The sequence below is a fragment of the Bacteroidota bacterium genome, from assembly GCA_035506275.1.
Lineage (GTDB): Bacteria > Bacteroidota > Ignavibacteria > UBA10030 > UBA8401 > JAGVPT01.
This window is the reverse complement of the sequence record DATJPT010000005.1, coordinates 13,575-33,284: the sequence shown is the minus strand read 5'-3', so window position 1 is coordinate 33,284 and position 19,710 is coordinate 13,575. Positions and strand designations below refer to the sequence as shown.

Here is a 19,710-nt window from a genome sequence, read left to right as displayed (position 1 = left end):
GGAATTCTCACCGCGGCGGCCCGGCAAATCACGCGGCGTCCGGATCCTCAGGCAAATAGATCATGAACTCGCTCCCGTTTCCCGGTGCGCTATGGACGTCGATGAAGCCGTTGTGTTTGGAAACTATTCTCATGACGACGGAGAGCCCTAATCCGGTCCCTTTCTCCGGGGTTTTCGTGGTAAAGAAGGGGTCGAATATTTTCTTTCGCGTTTCTTCATCCATTCCCATTCCTGTATCCTTGACGCTGATGGAAACGTACCGGCCGTCTGACGCAGAAAGAAATCTTTCCCGCACAGTGTCCGATGAGACCCTGGCGGTGGTGATGGTGATCGAGCCGCCGTCAGGCATTGCATCTCTGGCGTTCACGCACAGGTTCACAAGGACCTGATGAATCTGACCGCTGTCTGCGACCGTTTTGACCGGCTGGGGGGTCAGCGCGAGTATGAGAGAAATATTCTTCGGGAACGTCTCTTCGAGGAGGCCGGCAATTTCCCGGATCAGGTCATTGATCATCACACTCCGTTTGACAAATTCCGTCTTCCGGGCGAAGGTGAGCAGCTGTTTCACAAGCTGCGTTCCATGATCGGCTGCTTTGGAGATCTTCTCGAGACGATGTTCGTTTTTGTCATTCATGCCGGCCGACTGCCGGAGGAGGTCGGTGTTGCCGCGGATGATGTTCAGCATATTGTTGAAGTCGTGCGCGATGCCGGAAGCCAGCGTCCCGATGGACTCGAATTTTTGGGACTGATAGAGCTGGTGTTCCAGTTTTTTGCGCTCTTCTTCTCCCTTTAAGCGCTGCGTGATATCGCGGAGGATCCCTTCATGGTACGCGATCGTATTGTTTTCCCCGGCGACGTATCGGCCATGATCCTCAACCCACACCTCTGTGCCGTCTTTTTTCTTCAATCGGAAGATCGCCATTTGGCCACGCTGTTCATTGGCAACTGCTTTTTCGCGGTCTCCGCGGTTGAAGTATAGATCGGATGCAATATCGACCGCCATCAATTCTTCTTTGCTGTCGTACCCGAGCATGTTCACCATCGCCTGGTTCAGCTCGACAAATTTTCCGTCGTGCGTCGTTTTGTACACCCCGTCCGGCGAGTGCTCCATCAGATTGCGGTACCGCTGTTCGCTCGTCCGGAGGGCGTCTTCCATTTTTTTCTGGTCGGTGATGTCCATCTTGACGGCGACGTAATGGGTGATGATGCCCTGTTCGTTCGTCACGCCGGAGATCGAGGCCGATTCCCAATAGATCTCTCCGTTCTTTTTCTTGTTGGCGAATTTCCCGTGCCACACCCCGCCGTAGCTGATCGTTTCCCACAGCCGCGCGTACTCTTCCGGAGAAGTGATCCCCGATTTCAGGATGCGGGGATTTTTTCCCAGCACTTCATCCAAGCTGTACCCGGAGACCTCCGTGAACGCCGGGTTGACATATTGAATCGCGCCGGAGGTATCGGTGATGACGATCGACGCCGGGCTTTGTTCGGCCGCGCGCCACACGATGCGCAGGTCTTCTTCCATTTTTTTCCGCTCCGTCATGTCGCGGACCGCGGTCAATCGCAGGCTGTGGCCGTTCGCGGCGACGGTCTTTGCTCTGATCTCGACCGGAAAGACGGAACCGTCTTTTCGCAGGGCCAGGTGTTCATACGGCACCTCGCTCTGCGACCGGATATTCTCCGCGACCTGGGTGCGCGATTCAGGGGCGACGAACGCAGAAACTTCCTTTCCGATAGTATCACCTTGCCCGTAACCCAGCATCCGCTCAAATTGCATGTTTGAATCGATGATTATTCCGCCTTTGCTCACGACGATCCCCTCGAACGTGGCTTCAGAAAGCCGGGAAAATCTCTCTTCGCTTTCACGCAAGGCCTGGAGCGCCTCCCGCCGTTCAGAGATGTCATGGCACAACAGGAGGAGGCGCGATACTTCTCCGTTGTCGTCGAAGAAAGGGGCCGCTGCAACTTCGGCCCAGAACATCGTGCCGTCATCCCTGACGAGCCGGTATTCCTGAGAATGGGGCCTGCTTTTTCCGGCGACCGCATCGCCGATCTTCGTAAAAACCATAGCGCGGTCATCGGGGACGACCCAGTCGAAGACGGAATTCTTGCTGAGCGGCATCTCTTTCGGGGCGCCAAAAAGTTCATACGCCCGGGTGGAAGCGTATTCGACCCTGCCGTGCGTGTCGATGATGATGATCGCTTCGGGGGAGGCTTCGACGAGCGTCCGGTAGTAAACTTCGGACCGCCGGATGCGTTCTTCCATCCGGTTGCGCTCGGTGACATCGCGGACGATCGCCTGAAGAAGAAGCTCGTTTCCCGCTTCAAGCCGGTTCAGCGAGATCTCGGCGTCGAAGAGAGTCCCGTCCCTTCTCACGTGCTGCCAGACGAAACGCTGGGACTCTCCGTTCAACGCCGATAGCATGATTTTCGAAGCTTTTTGCCTCGAATTCTCTCCGTCCGGCTGGACACGCGGGCTGAAATCCCACGGAGAGCGTCCGACAAGGTCCTCCCGGCTCCCGCAGCCGAACATCGTGACGCTGGTAAAATTGCAGTCGATGAACCGTTCTCCCGCAAGGATCAGGATGGAATCGTTCGCGGATTCAAAGAGCATCCGGTGCCGGTCTTCCGAAAGCTTGAGCCGGTCGGCAAACGTACGAATTTCAGTTTCGCTTTTTCGGACGGCTTCGAAACTTTTGGTATACATGTCGGTGAGAAGCCGGACGGTCACGGCAGTAATGGCAAGAATGACCGTGAGGTCGAGGACGTCGTATGCGTCTGTTCCGGAAGCAAACCGATTCACGATAACTCCGCGGATTTCGAAATACCCAAGGAGACCGACGAGGGCGAGCACGATGGCAACGATGGCAATAAAATGACGCCGGTTTAGCGTTAGGCTGGCAATGACAAGGATGCCCGGAAGGGCAAGGATTCCGGTATCGTGAAGCCCGTCGCTTTCCCATATCATGAACTCGATGAAGCCGAGGAGCGTCCACGTGAGAATGACCGTCGCCAATTCGACAAGTCCGCGCCGGAGAAGAACGAGAGAGGCCGTCACCATTACGCCGGCAATAACCATCGCAACGGTTTGTCTTCCGACCCCGGAGGGGACCCTGTACAAAAGCACCACGGCCAATCCAAGGAGAATTGCGTAGGAGATGATGACGACAATTTTTGAAATGCGCCTTTTGTCCTCCGCTGCATCGTATGCTTCGGAAAAATTCTGTTTCAGGATGTCAATGATCTTCAATTGTACAGCACCGCTTTCCTAATAGTGAATTGAGTGAACGCTGAACAGGCCCTTTATGATCGACCGGTTCATCATGACGACCGGATTCGAGCTCCGGACTATTCTTGCACGATTGAGCGGGCCGTGCCGGCCCTCGCAAGATCGCGCACTGAATTTTTCAGTTCTTCCATTTCGTCGGGAAGATGGAAGTAGAAATCGGCCCCTTCCTTGAGACATTCCTTCCGGTATTGCGGATACGAAGACGCCGAGAGCATGATCACGATAGTGCCGGCGACCGACTCTTTCACCGCGCGGAGAACTCCGATGCCCGTCCCATGCGACAAGTGCGCATCCAGAATGACGAGTTTCGGCTTCATCGATTCGATGAGGCCGAGCGCTTCTCCCGCGTCGGTGACATGCCCCATAATATCAACGCCCTTCACCTCGCTGAGCCTTTGAATCACTCTCGCCCCGATGTGCCATGATCCGCAGGCCACCAGGACCGTTAATGGAGCTTTCATGAACCCTCAAGAATTGATATCGCAATTTCGGACATTAAGATCGATCGCGAAATCGACGTACATGTGAAAAAGAAATAGCAAAAAATACGACGGCTGACAAAGGCCTGCCGCCGGTCCTCATCATGATCGGGAATTTATTTTTGGCACGGTATCGGCAGGAGTATGAACCTTCTATAGCAGAAAATGCGATGGGGAAACGGGGGAGCGGCGGAATGCGGTTGTTTTATTGCGGCGACTCGACGAGGTTGTTGTCAAGCACATACCGGATGAGCTGGGCGGTCGTCTCCATATTCATTTTTTTCAGGATGTGCGCCCGGTAGGTGTTGACGGTCGACAGGCTGAGCGAGAGCGTTTTTGCCGCTTGGGAAACGGTCTGCCCCTGGCCGAGGAGACAGAGGACCTGGAATTCCCGGTCCGATAATCGTTCATGCAGCGGCCGGGCCGCGTCGGCGTCGATGACGCTGGCGAGCAGGTCGGCCATGGAAGCGCTGACGTATTTCCCGCCGAGCATGATCTTCCGGAGGGCGGTCAACAGCTCGTCGGAGGCGCTTTGCTTGGTCAGGTATCCCCGCGCGCCGTTCGCGAAACACCGGACGGCGTACTGTTTCTCGGGAAATGTGCTGAGGATGAGAATTCTTACGTGCGGCATCTCGGCCTGGAGCTGTTTGAGCACCTCGAAGCCGTTCTTCTTGGGAAGGGAGATATCGAGGAGGACGATATCGGGTTTTGCCGAGCGTGCCTTCAATACTGCTTCCTCGCCGTCCGACGCTTCGTCCGCAACTTCGAACTCCACTGAGCCGGCAAGGGCGGCTTTCAGCCCCTGACGGACGAACGGGTGGTCATCGACTATCAGGATTCTCGTCTTCATGCTTTCACGTTCCCGTCAGTTTCTCGGAAAGCGGACCGTCACGGTCGTTCCCCCTTCCTTAGGACTCTCTATTGTACAGATTCCTTTGAACGGATGCAATCGTTCGCGCATGCCCAGAAGGCCGAACGACCGTGTGCCGTTGATCTGCTCATGCGATATCCCGACGCCGTTGTCGGCAACCGTCATAACGAACTCGTTCCCCGCATCGAACAGCGTTACGTCCACGGAGGTCGCCCGGGCGTGCCGTGCAACGTTCGTCAGCGCTTCCTGAAGAATTCTGAACAGCGCCGTCGCCCGCTCGCCGTCCAGAACCGGCTCCTGGTCCGGCGCATGGAGCAGGCATTTCACGCCGCTCCGTTTCTGAAAATCCTCGACCTGCCACTCGACCGCGGCCAGAAGCCCGAGGTAATCCAGCATGCCCGGACGGAGCCTCGCCGCAATATCCTGGACGCTTTCAATGGCAAGGTCCGTCAGGTCGAGAAGCGATTTCGTTTTTTCTTCGAACTCGGAAGCAGGGCTGCGGCCGATTTTTTTGAGGGAAGAGAGATCCATCTTGACGGCGGTCAGGATCTGTCCGAGCTCGTCGTGGACCTCGTGCGAAATTGCTCTCCGCTCCTCCTCGCGGACCTGCTCGAGGCGCCGTGCCAGTTCATGAAGCTGCTCCATCGATGCTTTGAGGTTCTCTTCCGCCAGTTTCCGCTGCGTGATGTCCCTGTTGATCGTTACGAGGGACTGTACCGAACCGTTCTCGTCAAGCTCCGGGAACCCGCGCCACTCGTACGTCCGCGGCCCCGTCGGCCCGGTGAACGTCAGCTCGGCGTCGACGGGGTTCCCCGTTTCAAGCACCTTGGCGATAAGTTCATCCCGTTCTTTTGCCTGTTGATGGGTGAAGTCAACATCCCACACCGTCTTTCCGGGGAATTCCTCGGGCTTGAACGACGAGACTTTTTTGACGGCCGAGTTGACGAACGTATAGCGGCGGTTCTTATCGAACCGTGCGATGACATCCGGCGTATTTTCAACGAGCGCGCGGTACCGTTCCTCGCTTTTTCGCAGCGCTTCTTCCATGCGTTTCCGTTCAGTGACGTCGATGAAGGTGGAAAGAAGAAGGAGCGCTCCGTTCAGCTCGATGGCCTGCGCATTCGTCCGGAGGATGTGCAGCGAGCCGTCCCTCGAACGGAGCCGCAGCTCTGAATCGCTGACGGTCCCGTTCGCAGCGACGCTGCGAATATGGTCTTCGCGGTCCTGCGCATCGACCCATAACCCCAGGTCCGACGAACGCCGACCGACCGCTTCGCTCCGCGTGTAGCCGAAGATCCGTTCAAATTCGCGGTTCACCTCGATGAGCTGTCCGTCTGCCATGGTGCTGAGCGAGATCCCCACCGGTGCGTTCAGGAAGGCCTTCGAAAATTTCTCTTCGGAAATTTTCAGCGCTTCTTCCATCTGCTTCCGTTCGGTGATGTCGAGCGTGACGCCGAGGATGAACGGTTCCCCTTCAAGCTCGATCAGCTCCGCCGACACGATCGAATGTCCCACCCTCCCGGTTTTGGTCCGGTAGCGTCCTTCAAAATTTCTTATCGTGCCCCGCTCGCGGAGGATCGCCGCTACCTGTTTCCGCTCTTCGGGATCGGCCCAGGTGTTCAGTTCAACGGCGTTGTCGCCGATGATCTCGGACCGGTCGTATTCCATGGCAGCCGTGAAGCTTTCGTTCACGTCCAGATATTTTCCATCCCTGAGGCGGCTGATGCTCATCGGCACGGGGCTCGCGTGAAAGATCTTCTGAAATCTTTCTTCGGATTCTCTCAGCGCCCGCTCCTCCCGTTTTCGGTCTGTGATGTCTCTGACGATAGCCAGGAGGTCCGGCGAGTTCTCATACGGCGTAAGGCGGGTGAGGCTCACCTCGGCGTCGAAAAGCGTACCGTCTCCGCGCAGGTGTTTCCATTCGAAGAACTGGGAATTGCCGGCAAGCGCCGCATTGATTTTTTCCACCGAGGACTCCAGGGAGTCTTTGCCGTCCGGCTGGCGGGAAGGGGAAAATTCTGCAGGACGATGCCCGAGAATCTGAGCGGCGGAGACCCTGTACATGTCCAACGTTTTGGCATTGCAATCGATGAAGATCCCTTCGCGCATCAGGAAAATGGCATCGCCGGCTGAATCGAAAAGCGTCCTGTACCGATGTTCGCTTTCCCGCAGCAGCCGTTCCGCTTCCTTCCGCCCGGTAATGTCCTCAATATGGGAAATGAGATAGAGCGCATTGCCCGATGCGTCGCGCACGAGCGATGATGCCACCTGCGCCCACACGACGAGGCCGGATTTGCGGACGTACCGCTTTTCAAACTTTTCCCTCTCTATTCTCCCCGCAGAGATATTTCCCAGAAAGGTATCGCCGATGTGCATATCGGGAGGATACGTGACCTCATTGAAGGTCTTCAAGAGAAGTTCTTCCCGGGTATAGCCGAGCATCTCGCACATCGCCCTGTTGACCTCTAAAAACTTTCCGTCGATGCTTACCAGACAGACTCCATCATTGGCGCTTTCGAAAGCGAGGCGATAGCGCTCATCGGTCAAACCCGGCGAGTGGGTATCCATTGAATTATTCCTTATTGAGAATTTTACGTTGGGGCATGCGCACGATTCCTAAAAGAAGCCCGGTTCGGGGGGAAGAACCCGGGGATTAAAGGTCCGGGATTTGCGCACAAGACTATGGCGCTAGGATAACGGAAAAGGACAAATTATGCAAGCCGCGTACGGGAAATGGGGCGTGTCAGGGCGTGGGGCTGAAAAAGAAGGGGTTGCGTTGATTTTTGCCGGATAAATAATTGATCTTTTCTCATGACGCGATACAGCCGCGCCAGCCGCATCCCAGGGGAAACTCTTTTCCCTTCTCGCTCCCAAACTCAGTTTGGGAGCGTTTTTGGTGAGTTGATTTTCGACTGAAGGGATTGGGAACGAGAGAAGATGTCCTTCGTCTCGTGCCGCTTTTTGGCACTCGCTCAGGATGAACATATTTTTGTTTATGTTAACAAAACACAAACTGTTCACCCTGTCCCCAGAAAATCGCTTGGGGAAGCAAATCCTCCAAAGTGGGGCAAGTCTGGCAAAGCCACGCCTTCGGGAGAAAGCGGGACTTTGCAAAGTAACCCGCTACCAAAAAGAGGGTCGGTTTGCGTTTCAACATTCGAAGATGTAGATTGACTTAGCCTTGGAGGAGTTCCCTTCGTCCTCCATAAAAACTCAAATCAAATATACTATTTTCATCGACGTACGGAGCCGCTCCGGTCTTAAGAACCGCGCAGAGGCTAATGGACTTTTTGAGCGCAGTCCGGAAATTTCTGTTTTGAGCACGCATCCGATCCCAATGACGGCTGAACACGAATTCGACATTATTAATAGAAGGAGTCGGTACGCATGAACGGACATCATTCAATCGCCGGGCCAATGCGGGATATTTTTTTGCTCTTGTTCATGGCGGCATTTCCTCTGCGTCTTGCGGCACAAGGGAGCAGCGTCCCGATCAACGGTCAACTGTACGGGGATCCCATTATTGGCACGACCTCCTATGGGGAAACGGAGGCGGTCAACACCGTTTACGCCGTTACGTCGAGCGGCGTCTACACCGCCGAAGGAGGGTTGTCGGGACGCAACCCCGATTACTACTCAAAATCTTACACTCCGCCTCCGGGGCGCACGATCGTCAAAGCCGGTACGAAGAGACAAAGCATTCGAAATGATCGCGCGTCGTGGCAGCCGATCATTCTTCTTGATGATGGAACCATCGTTCTCCCGAGCTCCTTCCCCCCGATAACCAAGAAGCTTCAAATGACAAGTACAGAGGAATGGAGCAGAGCAGTGGGGGATGCCATTTATGCATTGACAACACTTCAGGTCTATGTCAGCCGCGACACATTGAATACATGGCAGGTGGACAGCGCCGGGCTGGGAACGACACACGTTTGGGACATTGCCGTCGATTCTTCGCAGTATGTCTTTGCGGCGACAAGCACCGGCCTCTTCATGCAAAATCCGGATTCAAATATATGGCACCCCGTGACCTCGTTGACCAACACATATATGACGAGCGTCTTTATCGACCGGAAAAACAGGATTTATGTTTCCACGCTGTTCGGCGCCGTGTATATCAGCATCGACCGGGGACAGACATGGAGCCCGATGAGCACAGGGCTCAACAGCAACCAGGTGACAACGTTCGGCGATGACGTCTATTCCAACGTCTACTGCATCGCGGGAGCTCAGGTGTTCAGGTCGGACAGCGGCACGGCATCCTGGAAAGAGATCGACACTTCCATTACCCGCTTGTTTCTGGACCCGGTGACTTCCTACAATTCTCCGTACAAATACATCAGCGGCGATTCCGTTTTGTATCTCGGGACGAATTACGGCCTTTTCGCAAGTTCAGACCGCGGGGCAACCTGGGCAGAATCCAACCGCGGCATTCAGGCCGGGACGATCTACGGTTTTGCAAGGACGCCGTCCCGCCAATTTGCTGCCACTGGGCTGGGCCTCTTCTATAATAATTCCGGCGACACGACCTGGACCAAAGCATTTCCGGCGAACGGATACGCCGCCGGAAATTCCATCTACGTTGACGATGGCGGCATCGTGTACACGCTCGGACCGATCGTCAACGTTAACAATTCGCAGAGCCCGAATGCAAACTGGAAGAGCACCGACAACGGTGCGACGTGGAATCCCGATACAGCCGGACTTGGGGCAATGGCGGGAGGATCTATCGCAAAATATTTTGCCGATGAATCAGGAGTCCAGCATTATTCCGCTGCCGGCGTACCGGCGGAGTGTTACAAAAAGAGTTCGGGTTCGTCCTGGACACCCGACACGGCCGGACTGTCGAAGCTCCCGGCAAATTATCCTAACATCATCGCCAGCGACCAGCACGGGAACATCTATCTTGCCCTTACGGCAACCGATTCGTTCACCGGACTGCTGCTGAAACGTCCGATCGGCGGAGGGGCATGGACGTACGATACTGCCGGACTTCAGGGGGCGATTGTCTACAGTATTAGCGCGGACCAGAGCGGCAATCTCTATGCAGGTACGTTCGGCAACGGGGTGTATAAAAGAACCGGAAGTACGTGGGCTTCGCTTTCATCCCCAGCCGGGCTTTCCGGAAACGATGCGTTCGTCACCGCGGTCGACAATTCCGGCGCGCTCTTCGCAGGGTTTGCATACCAGAACGGCTTCAACTATGCGTGGCAGGGAGTCTATTGCACCACCGACGGGGGCGGCTCATGGACAAAAATCGGCCTCGATGGATTAGCCGTGCGGGGGCTCTTTTCTTACGGCGATTCAATAGTCGCGGTGACCTACAATAGCGGGATGTTCCTTCTCTCGAAGACCGGCAGCACGGCCGTGCCGGACAAGAATCTCACATCCCCCGGGTCATTCGTCCTGAACCAGAATTATCCGAACCCGTTCAATCCTTCGACAGTGATCAGCTATCAATTGCCGGTGAACAGTCAGGTGACGCTGAAGATGTACGATATTGTCGGCAGGGAGGTGGCGACGCTCGTCACCGGACAACAAGCGGCCGGGCCGCATGAAGTACTTTTCGACGGCACGCGTCTGGCAAGCGGAGTCTACTTCTATCGGCTGCAGGCAGGGAAGTTCTCGGACGTAAAAAAAGTTGTCCTTATGAAATAGAAATATCCCCGCTCAGGCGCCCTCTGTAACCGGTCCGGAAAAAAAGGGAAGCCAAAGCAACCGGGGGTTTCCTGGCGGTCGTCGTACTCCGACTCTTTGTTTATTGACGCGTATGCTGTAGGAGACCGCGTCCTGCTCAGTCTGTGAAACGATCGCTTATCGCCTAAAACCTCTCGACACCCGCGATGAACAGGACTCACGATCAAACGCCTCCTATCGCTCACCATGTCTTGCGAATATTTCAGCCGGAGTTCCTCGTCCTTGCTCTCCCCGCCGCGGCAAAGTTGTTCCTTCATCTCTTTCCGGTTAACGGGTACGGCTTCAACGGTGAAGAACTCTCTCTTTCGTCGTCCGGGAGGCGAAGTTTCCCCCCGAACAAGTGCGGCCGAGAACGAGAGTCTCTATTTGACCGTGTGGCGAAAAAGGGTGTTTTTTCAGCCCCCGCCGCAATTTGCCTTCATATAAAAATTTCTTATCTTCAACAGAACCACTTGCCAAACCTTCCAGGTAAGTCTCAGCGAGAGCATCCGTGAGAAGTTATTTTCGTGCGGCTCTTTTGCTCATTGCAGGGCTGCTTCCCGGCGCCATGTCGATGAGTGACGCCCAGACGATCGCTCGCGATGACAGCGCACAGCTTGTTCAGTTCAGCGCGGGGATGTACGATGTCCGGCGCCAAAGTGCCACCGTCGAATACCAGGCGGAAATTTATCCGGCGTACACGCTGGGAATTTTCCGTACGAAGGCGAGCATTTCGGCAACGAGAACGGACGACATTTTTGCGGGAGGGGGGGTTGCGCTGCCGATCGATTTGTCCAGCCGGGTTTTTCTTATGCCGAGTTTCAATGCAGGGCTGTACAAACACGGAAAGGGGATCGAGCTCGGCTATTTTGTCGAGTTCAGGTCCTACCTCGAAATTGCCTGGCAGTGCACCCGAAACTCGTGCATCGGAATTTCCATCTACCACGTTTCAAACGGCAGCCTTTCAAACACCAACCCCGGCCTGGAATCGCTGCTGACAACATACTTCGTTCAACTCTGACCGCCTCTTCATTGTCCGCACTCATCCTGACAGTTCAACGCCGTACCAGTGGCATTCAACTGCCTGAAAATGGTTGGTTGTCTTCTCTTCGTTTTCTCTTCCGGTGAAGTATGGCCTGTGTGCAGAGGAAGGTTTAGCGGCGTGAACCGTGCTGCGTATTGTCAATCGATCGACTGCTGGTGCATCGAGATGCCGAGCTTTTTCAGGAATTCAAACGGCAATTCTCCTCCGGCGAAAATGAAAACGAAATCGTTTTTGCGTCGAATTTCTCCGCCGGGGGTCGAGAGGACAACCTCGTCCTCCAGAATTTGCCTCAGATGGGAATCAAAGATGACCGTGATCTTTTTCCTCGCGACCTGTTCCATAAGATGGGTTCGGTTCCGCTCTTTGATGCGTGTGAATTCTTTTCCGCGGTATGAGAGGATCACATCATTTCCGTTTTGAATTGCCAGCCCGATTGCCGCTTCGACTGCTGAGTCCCCCCCTCCGACAATGAGCGCATGACTGCCGTTGAAGGTCGACGCGTCGATCAGTCGGTACATCACCTTCGAGAGCTCTTCTCCTTCAACGCCGAGCTTCCGCGGCGTTCCGCGCCTGCCGAGCGCCAGCACGATCCGGGCCGCGGTCAGCGTTCGCTTCGACGTGGTGACCGAAAAATGCCCCCTGTTGTTCTGTACCTCGACCACCTTTTCATTGACCGAAACGTTCAGCGACGTCTTCGCGATGATCTTTTGCCATGTGTCGAGCATCGTCTCTTTGGTGACCTCGGTCAATTTCAGTTTTCCCCAGAGGGGGAGTTCCACCGGCGCAGTCATCACGACTTTTGCCCGCGGGTAATGGAGGATCGCCCCGCCGACGTCGCTCTGCTCGAGGACGATGTATTTCAAATTTTTGCTGGCAGCCGTCAGTCCGGCGGCGAGCCCGGACGGGCCGGCGCCGATGATCGCAACGTCATATTCGGCGCTGTGGGGCGCTTGAGCTGCGGCAATATATTCCAGCGCCGCCTTCCCCTGACGGACGGCGTTCTTGATCAGCCCGATGCCGCCGAGTTCGCCGATGATGAAAATGCCCTTCACGTTCGTCTCATAATGCCCGTCCACCATGGGAACATCGGCGCTGCGCCCCGGCTTCGCCAACAGCAGTTCGATCGCACCGACCGGACAGGCCTCGACGCAGAGGCCGTGTCCGACGCATTTTGCGCCGTGGATGAGCGTGGCCTTCCCCTCGATCACGCCGATCACGTCCCCTTCGGGACAGACCTTCGCGCAGCCGCCGCAGCCGATGCAATTGGTGACGTCGATGTGGGGATGCATCGTCCTCGACTCGTGAAGGCCGGTGATCCTCATCTCATCGAACTTTTTCTTGGCTTTCTTCTCTTTCGTTCTCATCCGCCGGATGTACGGGATGAGCGCAGCTGAAAAGAGGAGAACGCTGATGATCGTTGTCAATACGATGTCTTGCATGAACGAATGCCTTTGCCTGACGCTGAAAATGCTGCCGTTGCGCTAGAACCGGATGCCGAGTTCCAGCAATCCCTGATAATCTCCCAGGGTCGTGTCGATAACGTCGTCGAGGGTCGCCGACGCATACCATGTTTGCGAAATGACCCAATACATCGACGCCGATATCGTTTTTGTGATGTACGTCTGCTGAAGAAGTCCGATGCTGGCGCGTGCATACTCATACCGGAGCGTCCCCTCGAGGTTCGAGAAGAAGTTGCTGTACACGTCGACGGCGATGTCGTCGCCGGAAGAGAATTCTCCGATCAGGCTGCTGTAACGGACACCCGGCTCGATGCCTGAACCGAAAATGTCGACGACGCGGAGCGACGTCGTCAGGGTGTGGGCGTCCCGGACCGCGCTCAGTTTGGGCCGGTACGTCGCATACTCCGACAACGTGACCGAAAGTGGGAGATGGAATGTCGCCATCGCACGGTATCCCTCCGAAAGGTCCATCTGAAAAAGAGAATCGGGGATCGACTTCATCGTCTGGAATAAATAGACGGGGCGTGCTGCATCGTATCCAACTTCGCCCGAGAACCATTCCACGGGAAAATAAGTCGCCGAAACATTCATGTTCGAGAGATTCACTGCCGGAGCGATCCGGCCGGTTGTCAATTTGTCAAGCTCGATGTCGGAATTTTGATAGAACGAAAGGTCGGAGCTCGCGGCGAAAGAGTTCTGAAGGTACACGAATTCTCTGTCCAATTTATTGTTCACCATTTGCCGGCCGTACGCCAACGTCCCGTCATAGTAGTGGAACAGGTCATCGCTTGTTCGGTAGTTGACGAACAGCGCTCCTTTTGTCCCGGTGTTGCTCAGGACCGACACCGGATCGTTGATCTGTGCGCCGCCGAGCGCGCCGGCGGTGAAGCCGCTCTGCCGGTAGAAAAACTGGAAACCGTCGAACGTTCCCATACCTCCGACAAAGCGGGAGGACATGCGTCCGATGCCGAAGCCGACCGGCGCATCCGGCCGGTCCTGCTGCAACGCGAATTCGGTCAGCCTGTGCTCGCTTCCCGCCGAGTTACCGTATTGGGTGTAGCTGTTGGTCGGATCGTAATAGCTTCGGTCGTCGACGGAGAACTGCAGCCCCGCGCCGAAAAGATTGTGGATGCCAAAACGGAAAAGGACCGCAGGCTGGGTAAGATTGTATTTGCTGTCGGCGGCAACGAGCTCGTTCAGCTGCAAGGCGATTCGTCCCGAAACGATATTCTCGGCGGGAAATATTTTTTGGATGGATGCCGAAGCCGCCGGCTCCTGGCTGCGGGCCGTGTCCTTCTTTATCGCCGCCGCGGTGCCGTTCGATGGTTGAATAACCGCTTTGTCGATCACAGCGTTATCCCCGACGGCGAACGGACGCTGCTGGACAAGAATTTGTGCGATGCTCGTCCTTCTCGCCACAGCGGTGACAGCAACCCTCCCGATGCTTGCCGAATCATGGACGATCGCCAGCGTATCGCCGACGCCGATCTCCTGGTCGGAGCCGGCCGCGATATAGACGGTTGAAGCCGCAACGTAGGAAACTTCAAAACGGTATTCTTTTTTCTCCTGTGAGAAAAGTCCGGACGCGGCGAAAACAATTAGCGTGAAAGAGATTTTTTTCATGCGTTACGGCGAAGGATGACAGTTGTAGCATTTGTTCGGGTCGTACGCCGGGACGCCTTCGTGCCTTGTTTTCATCGTCGCCAGCGCATGCGTGTGGCAGTTGTAGCAGACGTACGACGAATACGATGAGGGATAATTCTGGGAGTTCTGATGGCAATCCGTGCAGCTTCTCCATGTCGAAAGGGGAGAGTGCCGCGCTCCCGACCCGATCGGAAAATATGAGTGCGGGATGAACGAGGGAAGCTGCCAGCTCAGGGCCGGATGGCACGTTGCACAGTCGGTGCTGAGGTTGGTGTGCGGCGGATTCGTCGCCGTCAGATAGACGTTATGATGACATGCGTCGCATTGGATCGGCGTGCCGCGGAAACGGTTGTTCATATGGCACTGGAGGCACGGGACGGCATAATGTGCCCCGCGCGTCGGGAATTGTGTCCTGTCGTGATCAAAGCTCGCCTGCCACGATGCCGACGCAGTCGAGTGGCAAAGAGAGCAATCTGTCGTAAACCCTGCGGCGCGGTGATTGACCGCGACTGCATCGTCATAGTCACGTGCATGACAGGCATAGCATGTTCTCGGCGTGCCGGAAAAATGCAGATCGATGTGACAGCTTTTGCACGCGGTTGTCCGGTGCTGGCCCACCAGGAGATACCCGGTTTCCGAGTGATTGAATCTCATCGGATCGGCCATCGTTGTCCAGCCGTTCGTTGTGTGGCAGTCGGTACACTCGTGCGTCAATTTGCCGTGCGGGGAGTCCTGCGCAAGCGCTGGCGCACAGAAAAGCAGCAGTATAACGATCAAAGATCTCACAGTCTTCCTCATTTCATCTGGTGGACCAAGGACGATCATTCTCTTTATTCTGTATTCTGTCTTCTGTATTCCTGCTTCCTACATTTTCCCCGCATGACAGTCCGCACACTCCATTCCCAGCGGCTTGTATCTCACAACCTTCCGCTCATTCATTTCGACTTTCGGATGGCATTTTTCACACGCGACTGCAAGATGCTTTCCCGTGAGCTCATACCGCGATTGCCGGTTATGGTTGAAGACCAGTGACTTCCATGCTTCCGCATTGTGACACGGGCTGCAGTCGGTCGTTCCCCGTTTTGCAAACTGCCCTTCATGCTCGTCCTTGTGGCACGCGATGCACTCGAGCCCCACCCCCGTGTACTGCACGGGGAGCGTCGCCGAGTTGTTCGGCCGTGTGTGGCATTTTTCGCACGCTACCGCCGCATGTTTTCCTTTTAGAGGAAAACGAGTTTGCTCATGAGAAAAGAGAAGCGAATTCCACGATTCAACGCTGTGACACGTCTCGCACCCCTTGGGCATTTTCTTCTCGAATTGTCCCTTGTGAATATCCTCATGGCACGTGGTGCACTGAGGCGACTTTTCCCAAATGAATTGCCTGGTACTTTTCGCATTAACTTTTTGAGCGGCATGACATGCAGCACAGGGAACGGCAACGTGTGCCCCGGTCAATAAGAACCGGGCTTTCCGGTGGTCGGCGACCGAGTAGGTCACCCGGAGAAAATCATCTTCCGTATGGCACGATTCGCATCGGCCGCCGTCTATGCGGTTCGCGAACTGCCCGGCGTGCGCATCGGCATGGCAGTCGGCACAGCGCTGAAATTTGGTGATATGGAACCCGAGCTCGCCGCTGGCATTCTTCTTGTTGTTGTTCTTCTCATGGCACCCTTCGCATTTCATGAGAGCGTGTTTTCCTTTCAACGGAAACCTCGTCGTGTCGTGGTCGAACACTTTTTTCGTTACCGTGTGAAAGTCTTCGGTTGAGTGGCATGAGGCGCATTCCTGTTTGAACTTTCCTTTGTGCGGGTCGGCATGACACGACCGGCAGGAAGCGAATTCCATATGAACATACCGGACGGTTTTGAACTCGTCGGTCCCGGGTTTGTGGCAGCGCTGGCAATCGACGGATTTGTGTTTTCCCGTCAGCGGATAGCTGGACTGATCGTGCGAGAACTTCGGCGCGGGCTTCCACTTTTCGGTATCGTGGCACGCCGAGCATTCTTTTCCTTCAAACTGACCGCGGTGCTTGTCCTCATGGCACGTACTGCAGCGCGGCGACAATCCCAAATAAGTACGGTTCTTTCGCCCGTCCGATAGCGTGAGGATATCCTCGGCTGCAAGCGTTTTTTTCGTATGGCACTGCCGGCATCCGATGGTCCGATGTTTCCCGTCGAGAGTGAATCCCACCGTCGCGTGATCGAACGCCGTGGTATCGAACCGGATGATCTGGAATTTCCTTCCATGATGCTCTTTGTGACATTCCTCGCACAGCTTCGCGCTGACCGTTGCGTGAAAACCCTCCTTTGCTTTCACCCTCGAATCGATCTCCGCGTGACAGCTCAAACATCTGTCATTGGAGAGCGATTTTCCAACCGTATGGCAGGCGGTGCAGTTTTCCACCCCTTCCCAGCGTGCGTGGCCCGCGATCAACTCGCCGGGGGAAATTTGCGCGGCGGCTAAACTCAACGGAATGCTTGTGCTCAGGAAAAGAAAAAAGAGAGCCCGGTTCATTCCGGTCTTCCCGGCGCTGCCTGATGACGCATCGACAAACAAACGCAACGATAATTTTCTGCGAGATTGATGTTGTTCATTGCCAGACCCAGGTATAACCGAATGCGACAGCAACGCCGATATGAATGACGAGGATGGCAAACATCACGAGCGAAAAGGGGAGATGGACGACGTGCCAATAATGAAATAGACGCTGGACCTTTTCCAGCAGAAGGATGCGCTGGCGGAGGAGAATGCGCTCGTTGACGACATGGAGGAGATCCCTGGACGAATGCATGTCGATCGAGTAATGATGAACGATGCCGCGAATCCGTTGCATTCGCCCGAAACGCGAAAAATCCGACCGAAGCATCATCCAGAGAAACTTCATCAAACCGGCCTTCTCCACTTCGGAATCATGAATGCCGATGGTGTCAATCGAATGAAGGAATTCCTCCGGCACGTGGAATTGCGTCCGGAGTGATTCCGTCAGCCGGACGCGTTCTGCATCGAGCTCTTTCATCGATAGCTCATGTCCCTCGATGTTTTTCGGGATGTGCTGATAGAGGTACCTTCCGATGAACCCGCTGAATACGACAGCGGTCATGCTCCAGAACGCGACCGCCACCAGGCCGCCGAATTTGAATGTGGTGTGGTAAACGACAAGCACCGGCCCAAGCAGGCAGAGAAAAATATGGAACTCGAGGAAGTATTTGATCTTTCCGAGGTTGACTAACGTCCTCATCCGTTTGCGCGATGAATAGGTCGCCACGCCGACGATGATCATCGCCGTTCCTACGACCCCGTAGCCGTGGCTTTCCCTGCCACTGGGCTTCAAGAGCTCGTAACGCGGATGAAACGGGCGCTGGTCGAGCGAAGAAAGGTAGTAGTCGTTATTGCGGAGCCAGATCGCAATCGCTGCGCTGATGGCTGAGATAAAAAGAAAGAAGACAAAGATCCTGTGGGAAAAACCGTTCACGGGTGAACACAAGAGTTGTGAGAAAATCGTCGCTAGAGATCGATGAGGCCTCCGTGGTTGTTAGGAATATAGTGAATTCACCCCGCCGAATGAAGCACCAGCGGTGAAACGTTTTTCAGCGTTAAAGCGGATGAAAACGCGCTCGAATGCCTTGGCCGAGGATGTTGTTTCGGGACTGGCTTCGTCCATCGCTGCGTGCCGATCAAATCCGAGGTGATAGATTCGGCAAGCCGTGCCTTCAATGAAATCACCCGATCTCCCTCCGCTGGCTCCAATTTTATATTTTTTTTATGGCTGCTAGATGAATTAGACAACTGCAGCGGAGCATTTATTCCTTTTTTTGAAGAAGTGTAAAACTTTTCAACACTGTTCGTGACCCGGAACACGAAAATGTTTTCATAACGATTCATTTTCTTGACATTATGCGTCAAAGAAAGTACAATATAACGTAAGCCGTTTGCCATCCATCTCAACGTTTACAATTATTTCCGGGGCTCCAGCGCCGTGTTGTATCTTCGGGGCCATTCCTTGATCGCCTTTGCCGATGTTCGCGGAATTTCTTGTTGCATAATGTTTGGCTAACCAAACGTATTTTTTAATGTATCGAAAGGAAGTTTGTTCGATGAAAACATTTTTTCTTTTTTTGGCCCTCCTCGCTTTCAGCATTGCGCCGTCGTGGGCACAAACGCCCATCACCCTCACCTCGTCTACCCTGCTCAATCTCTTCGGTGCAGGAAAGTCGCAGAAAAGTATCAGCGCGGGGGACACCACTTCCGGAACGATGAACGTCGGGACCGCCGAGACTTCGTCCGCCCAATCCTGGACATTGCCGTCTGTAACGTTCGTCGACACCTCGGTCTCGGTGAACCAGGCGCCTTCCTCGACGCCGTTTGGCGGAGACTTTCCGTCGGCCACGAACGCGACGGTGTCGAGCGTCTCCGATTCCAGCGGCACGATAAGCGTTACCTCCTACTTCCGCATTGTTCCCGATTCCTTCCTCACCCTCGGCGGGACGGAATCTGTGCATGAAGGGGCATTCGATACCACGTTTGTGAAGAAGACCAACACGCTGATTGCGCTCCTTCCTATCGTTCTGGGAACAGTCACGAAATCGGCGGACACGATATCGACCGGAGCAAGTTCCTCCGAGATCCAGACGACAACTTCTACCTTCGATGCCTACGGCAGCATTACGATTCCCGGCGGAACCTTCTCATGCCTGCGAGAGACGAACGTGCTCGTCATCCAGTTTGTCGGGTCCGGAGGATCCATCCCCAACGATACGTTGATATCGTTCACCTGGTACACGGGAGAGGGACATCAAGCGAACGTCAGCGCAAAATTCAACAACCAGACCTCGGGGTCGATACCGGTGAAAAACATCAATTTTACCGAGGTCGTGAACACGGCCGTGTTCGTAGCGGAAAAGCCGGCGGGCGTTGTCAGCACGTTCTCGCTTGCGCAAAATTACCCGAACCCGTTCAACCCTTCGACGAACATTTCGTACACCGTCCCCTCGCACCAGTTTGTTTCGTTGCAGGTGTATGATGTGCTGGGCAGGAAAGTTGCCACGCTCGTCAACGAGACCAAAGATGCGGGAACATACTCTGTCCGTTTCGATGCATCGAGTTTGCCGAGCGGTGTGTACCTCTACAGGCTCCAGGCAGGAAGTTATTCGGAAACGAAGAAGTTGCTGTTGATGAAATAGACGCAGGCGATCCTCAAAACAAAACAGCCCTCGGGAAGTTGCGAGGGCTGTTTTGTTCTTGTTCGTCCC

At 55.0% G+C, this 19,710-nt stretch carries 13 protein-coding genes; 3 read left to right on the top strand and 10 right to left on the bottom strand.

Annotated features, from left to right (window positions below):
• Window positions 1-28 precede the first annotated feature (28 nt).
• The 4 genes from VMF88_03020 to VMF88_03005 form a co-directional block, all read right to left on the bottom strand.
• Entirely contained in the window at window positions 29-3,247 is a 3,219-nt protein-coding gene (locus tag VMF88_03020; protein ID HTY10024.1) for a PAS domain S-box protein, read from the bottom strand.
• Between the two features lie 98 nt (window positions 3,248-3,345).
• Window positions 3,346-3,747 (bottom strand): response regulator, encoded by a 402-nt coding sequence (locus VMF88_03015; protein ID HTY10023.1) that lies wholly within the window; start codon window positions 3,745-3,747, stop codon window positions 3,346-3,348.
• Window positions 3,748-3,970: 223 nt separating this feature from the next.
• Window positions 3,971-4,615, bottom strand: a complete 645-nt coding sequence (locus VMF88_03010) for a response regulator transcription factor (GenBank protein HTY10022.1) — start codon at window positions 4,613-4,615, stop codon at window positions 3,971-3,973.
• Window positions 4,616-4,630: 15 nt separating this feature from the next.
• A complete protein-coding gene (locus tag VMF88_03005) occupies window positions 4,631-7,204 on the bottom strand; it encodes a PAS domain S-box protein (protein ID HTY10021.1) in 2,574 nt (857 codons plus the stop codon).
• 819 nt (window positions 7,205-8,023) lie between these two features.
• Here VMF88_03005 and VMF88_03000 point away from each other — a divergent pair.
• A complete protein-coding gene (locus tag VMF88_03000; protein ID HTY10020.1) occupies window positions 8,024-10,294 on the top strand; it encodes a T9SS type A sorting domain-containing protein in 2,271 nt (756 codons plus the stop codon).
• A 529-nt stretch (window positions 10,295-10,823) separates the two neighbouring features.
• Window positions 10,824-11,333, top strand: a complete 510-nt coding sequence (locus VMF88_02995; protein ID HTY10019.1) for an acyloxyacyl hydrolase — start codon at window positions 10,824-10,826, stop codon at window positions 11,331-11,333.
• Window positions 11,334-11,494: 161 nt separating this feature from the next.
• Here the strand turns inward: VMF88_02995 and VMF88_02990 are convergent, their stop codons facing one another.
• The 6 genes from VMF88_02990 to VMF88_02965 all read right to left on the bottom strand — a co-directional run bounded on the left by VMF88_02990 (window position 11,495) and on the right by VMF88_02965 (window position 18,397).
• Window positions 11,495-12,796 (bottom strand): NAD(P)-binding domain-containing protein, encoded by a 1,302-nt coding sequence (locus VMF88_02990; GenBank protein ID HTY10018.1) that lies wholly within the window; start codon window positions 12,794-12,796, stop codon window positions 11,495-11,497.
• Window positions 12,797-12,838: 42 nt separating this feature from the next.
• Window positions 12,839-14,440: a hypothetical protein gene (locus tag VMF88_02985; GenBank protein HTY10017.1), complete on the bottom strand. Its 1,602-nt coding sequence runs from the start codon at window positions 14,438-14,440 to the stop codon at window positions 12,839-12,841.
• 3 nt (window positions 14,441-14,443) lie between these two features.
• Complete coding sequence (locus VMF88_02980) at window positions 14,444-15,247, bottom strand: hypothetical protein (protein ID HTY10016.1); 804 nt, start codon at window positions 15,245-15,247, stop codon at window positions 14,444-14,446.
• Between the two features lie 78 nt (window positions 15,248-15,325).
• Window positions 15,326-16,975: a cytochrome C gene (locus tag VMF88_02975; protein ID HTY10015.1), complete on the bottom strand. Its 1,650-nt coding sequence runs from the start codon at window positions 16,973-16,975 to the stop codon at window positions 15,326-15,328.
• Window positions 16,976-17,051: 76 nt separating this feature from the next.
• Window positions 17,052-17,933: a hypothetical protein gene (locus VMF88_02970; GenBank protein HTY10014.1), complete on the bottom strand. Its 882-nt coding sequence runs from the start codon at window positions 17,931-17,933 to the stop codon at window positions 17,052-17,054.
• 77 nt (window positions 17,934-18,010) lie between these two features.
• Complete coding sequence (locus tag VMF88_02965) at window positions 18,011-18,397, bottom strand: hypothetical protein (protein ID HTY10013.1); 387 nt, start codon at window positions 18,395-18,397, stop codon at window positions 18,011-18,013.
• 158 nt (window positions 18,398-18,555) lie between these two features.
• On the opposite strand from VMF88_02965, the gene VMF88_02960 reads away from it, so the two are divergent.
• Complete coding sequence (locus VMF88_02960) at window positions 18,556-19,641, top strand: T9SS type A sorting domain-containing protein (protein ID HTY10012.1); 1,086 nt, start codon at window positions 18,556-18,558, stop codon at window positions 19,639-19,641.
• Window positions 19,642-19,710 lie beyond the last annotated feature (69 nt).

Excerpts from the sequence above, each read along its gene's own strand:
- VMF88_02975 (HTY10015.1), bottom strand. The coding sequence starts at position 16,975 with ATGAACCGGGCTCTCTTTTTTCTTTTCCTGAGCACAAGCATTCCGTTG.
- VMF88_02990 (HTY10018.1), bottom strand. The coding sequence starts at position 12,796 with ATGCAAGACATCGTATTGACAACGATCATCAGCGTTCTCCTCTTTTCA.
- VMF88_03005 (HTY10021.1), bottom strand. The coding sequence starts at position 7,204 with ATGGATACCCACTCGCCGGGTTTGACCGATGAGCGCTATCGCCTCGCT.
- VMF88_02960 (HTY10012.1), top strand. The coding sequence starts at position 18,556 with ATGAAAACATTTTTTCTTTTTTTGGCCCTCCTCGCTTTCAGCATTGCG.
- VMF88_02985 (HTY10017.1), bottom strand. The coding sequence starts at position 14,440 with ATGAAAAAAATCTCTTTCACGCTAATTGTTTTCGCCGCGTCCGGACTT.
- VMF88_03015 (HTY10023.1), bottom strand. The coding sequence starts at position 3,747 with ATGAAAGCTCCATTAACGGTCCTGGTGGCCTGCGGATCATGGCACATC.
- VMF88_03000 (HTY10020.1), top strand. The coding sequence starts at position 8,024 with ATGAACGGACATCATTCAATCGCCGGGCCAATGCGGGATATTTTTTTG.
- VMF88_02965 (HTY10013.1), bottom strand. The coding sequence starts at position 18,397 with ATGGCAAACGGCTTACGTTATATTGTACTTTCTTTGACGCATAATGTC.
- VMF88_03010 (HTY10022.1), bottom strand. The coding sequence starts at position 4,615 with ATGAAGACGAGAATCCTGATAGTCGATGACCACCCGTTCGTCCGTCAG.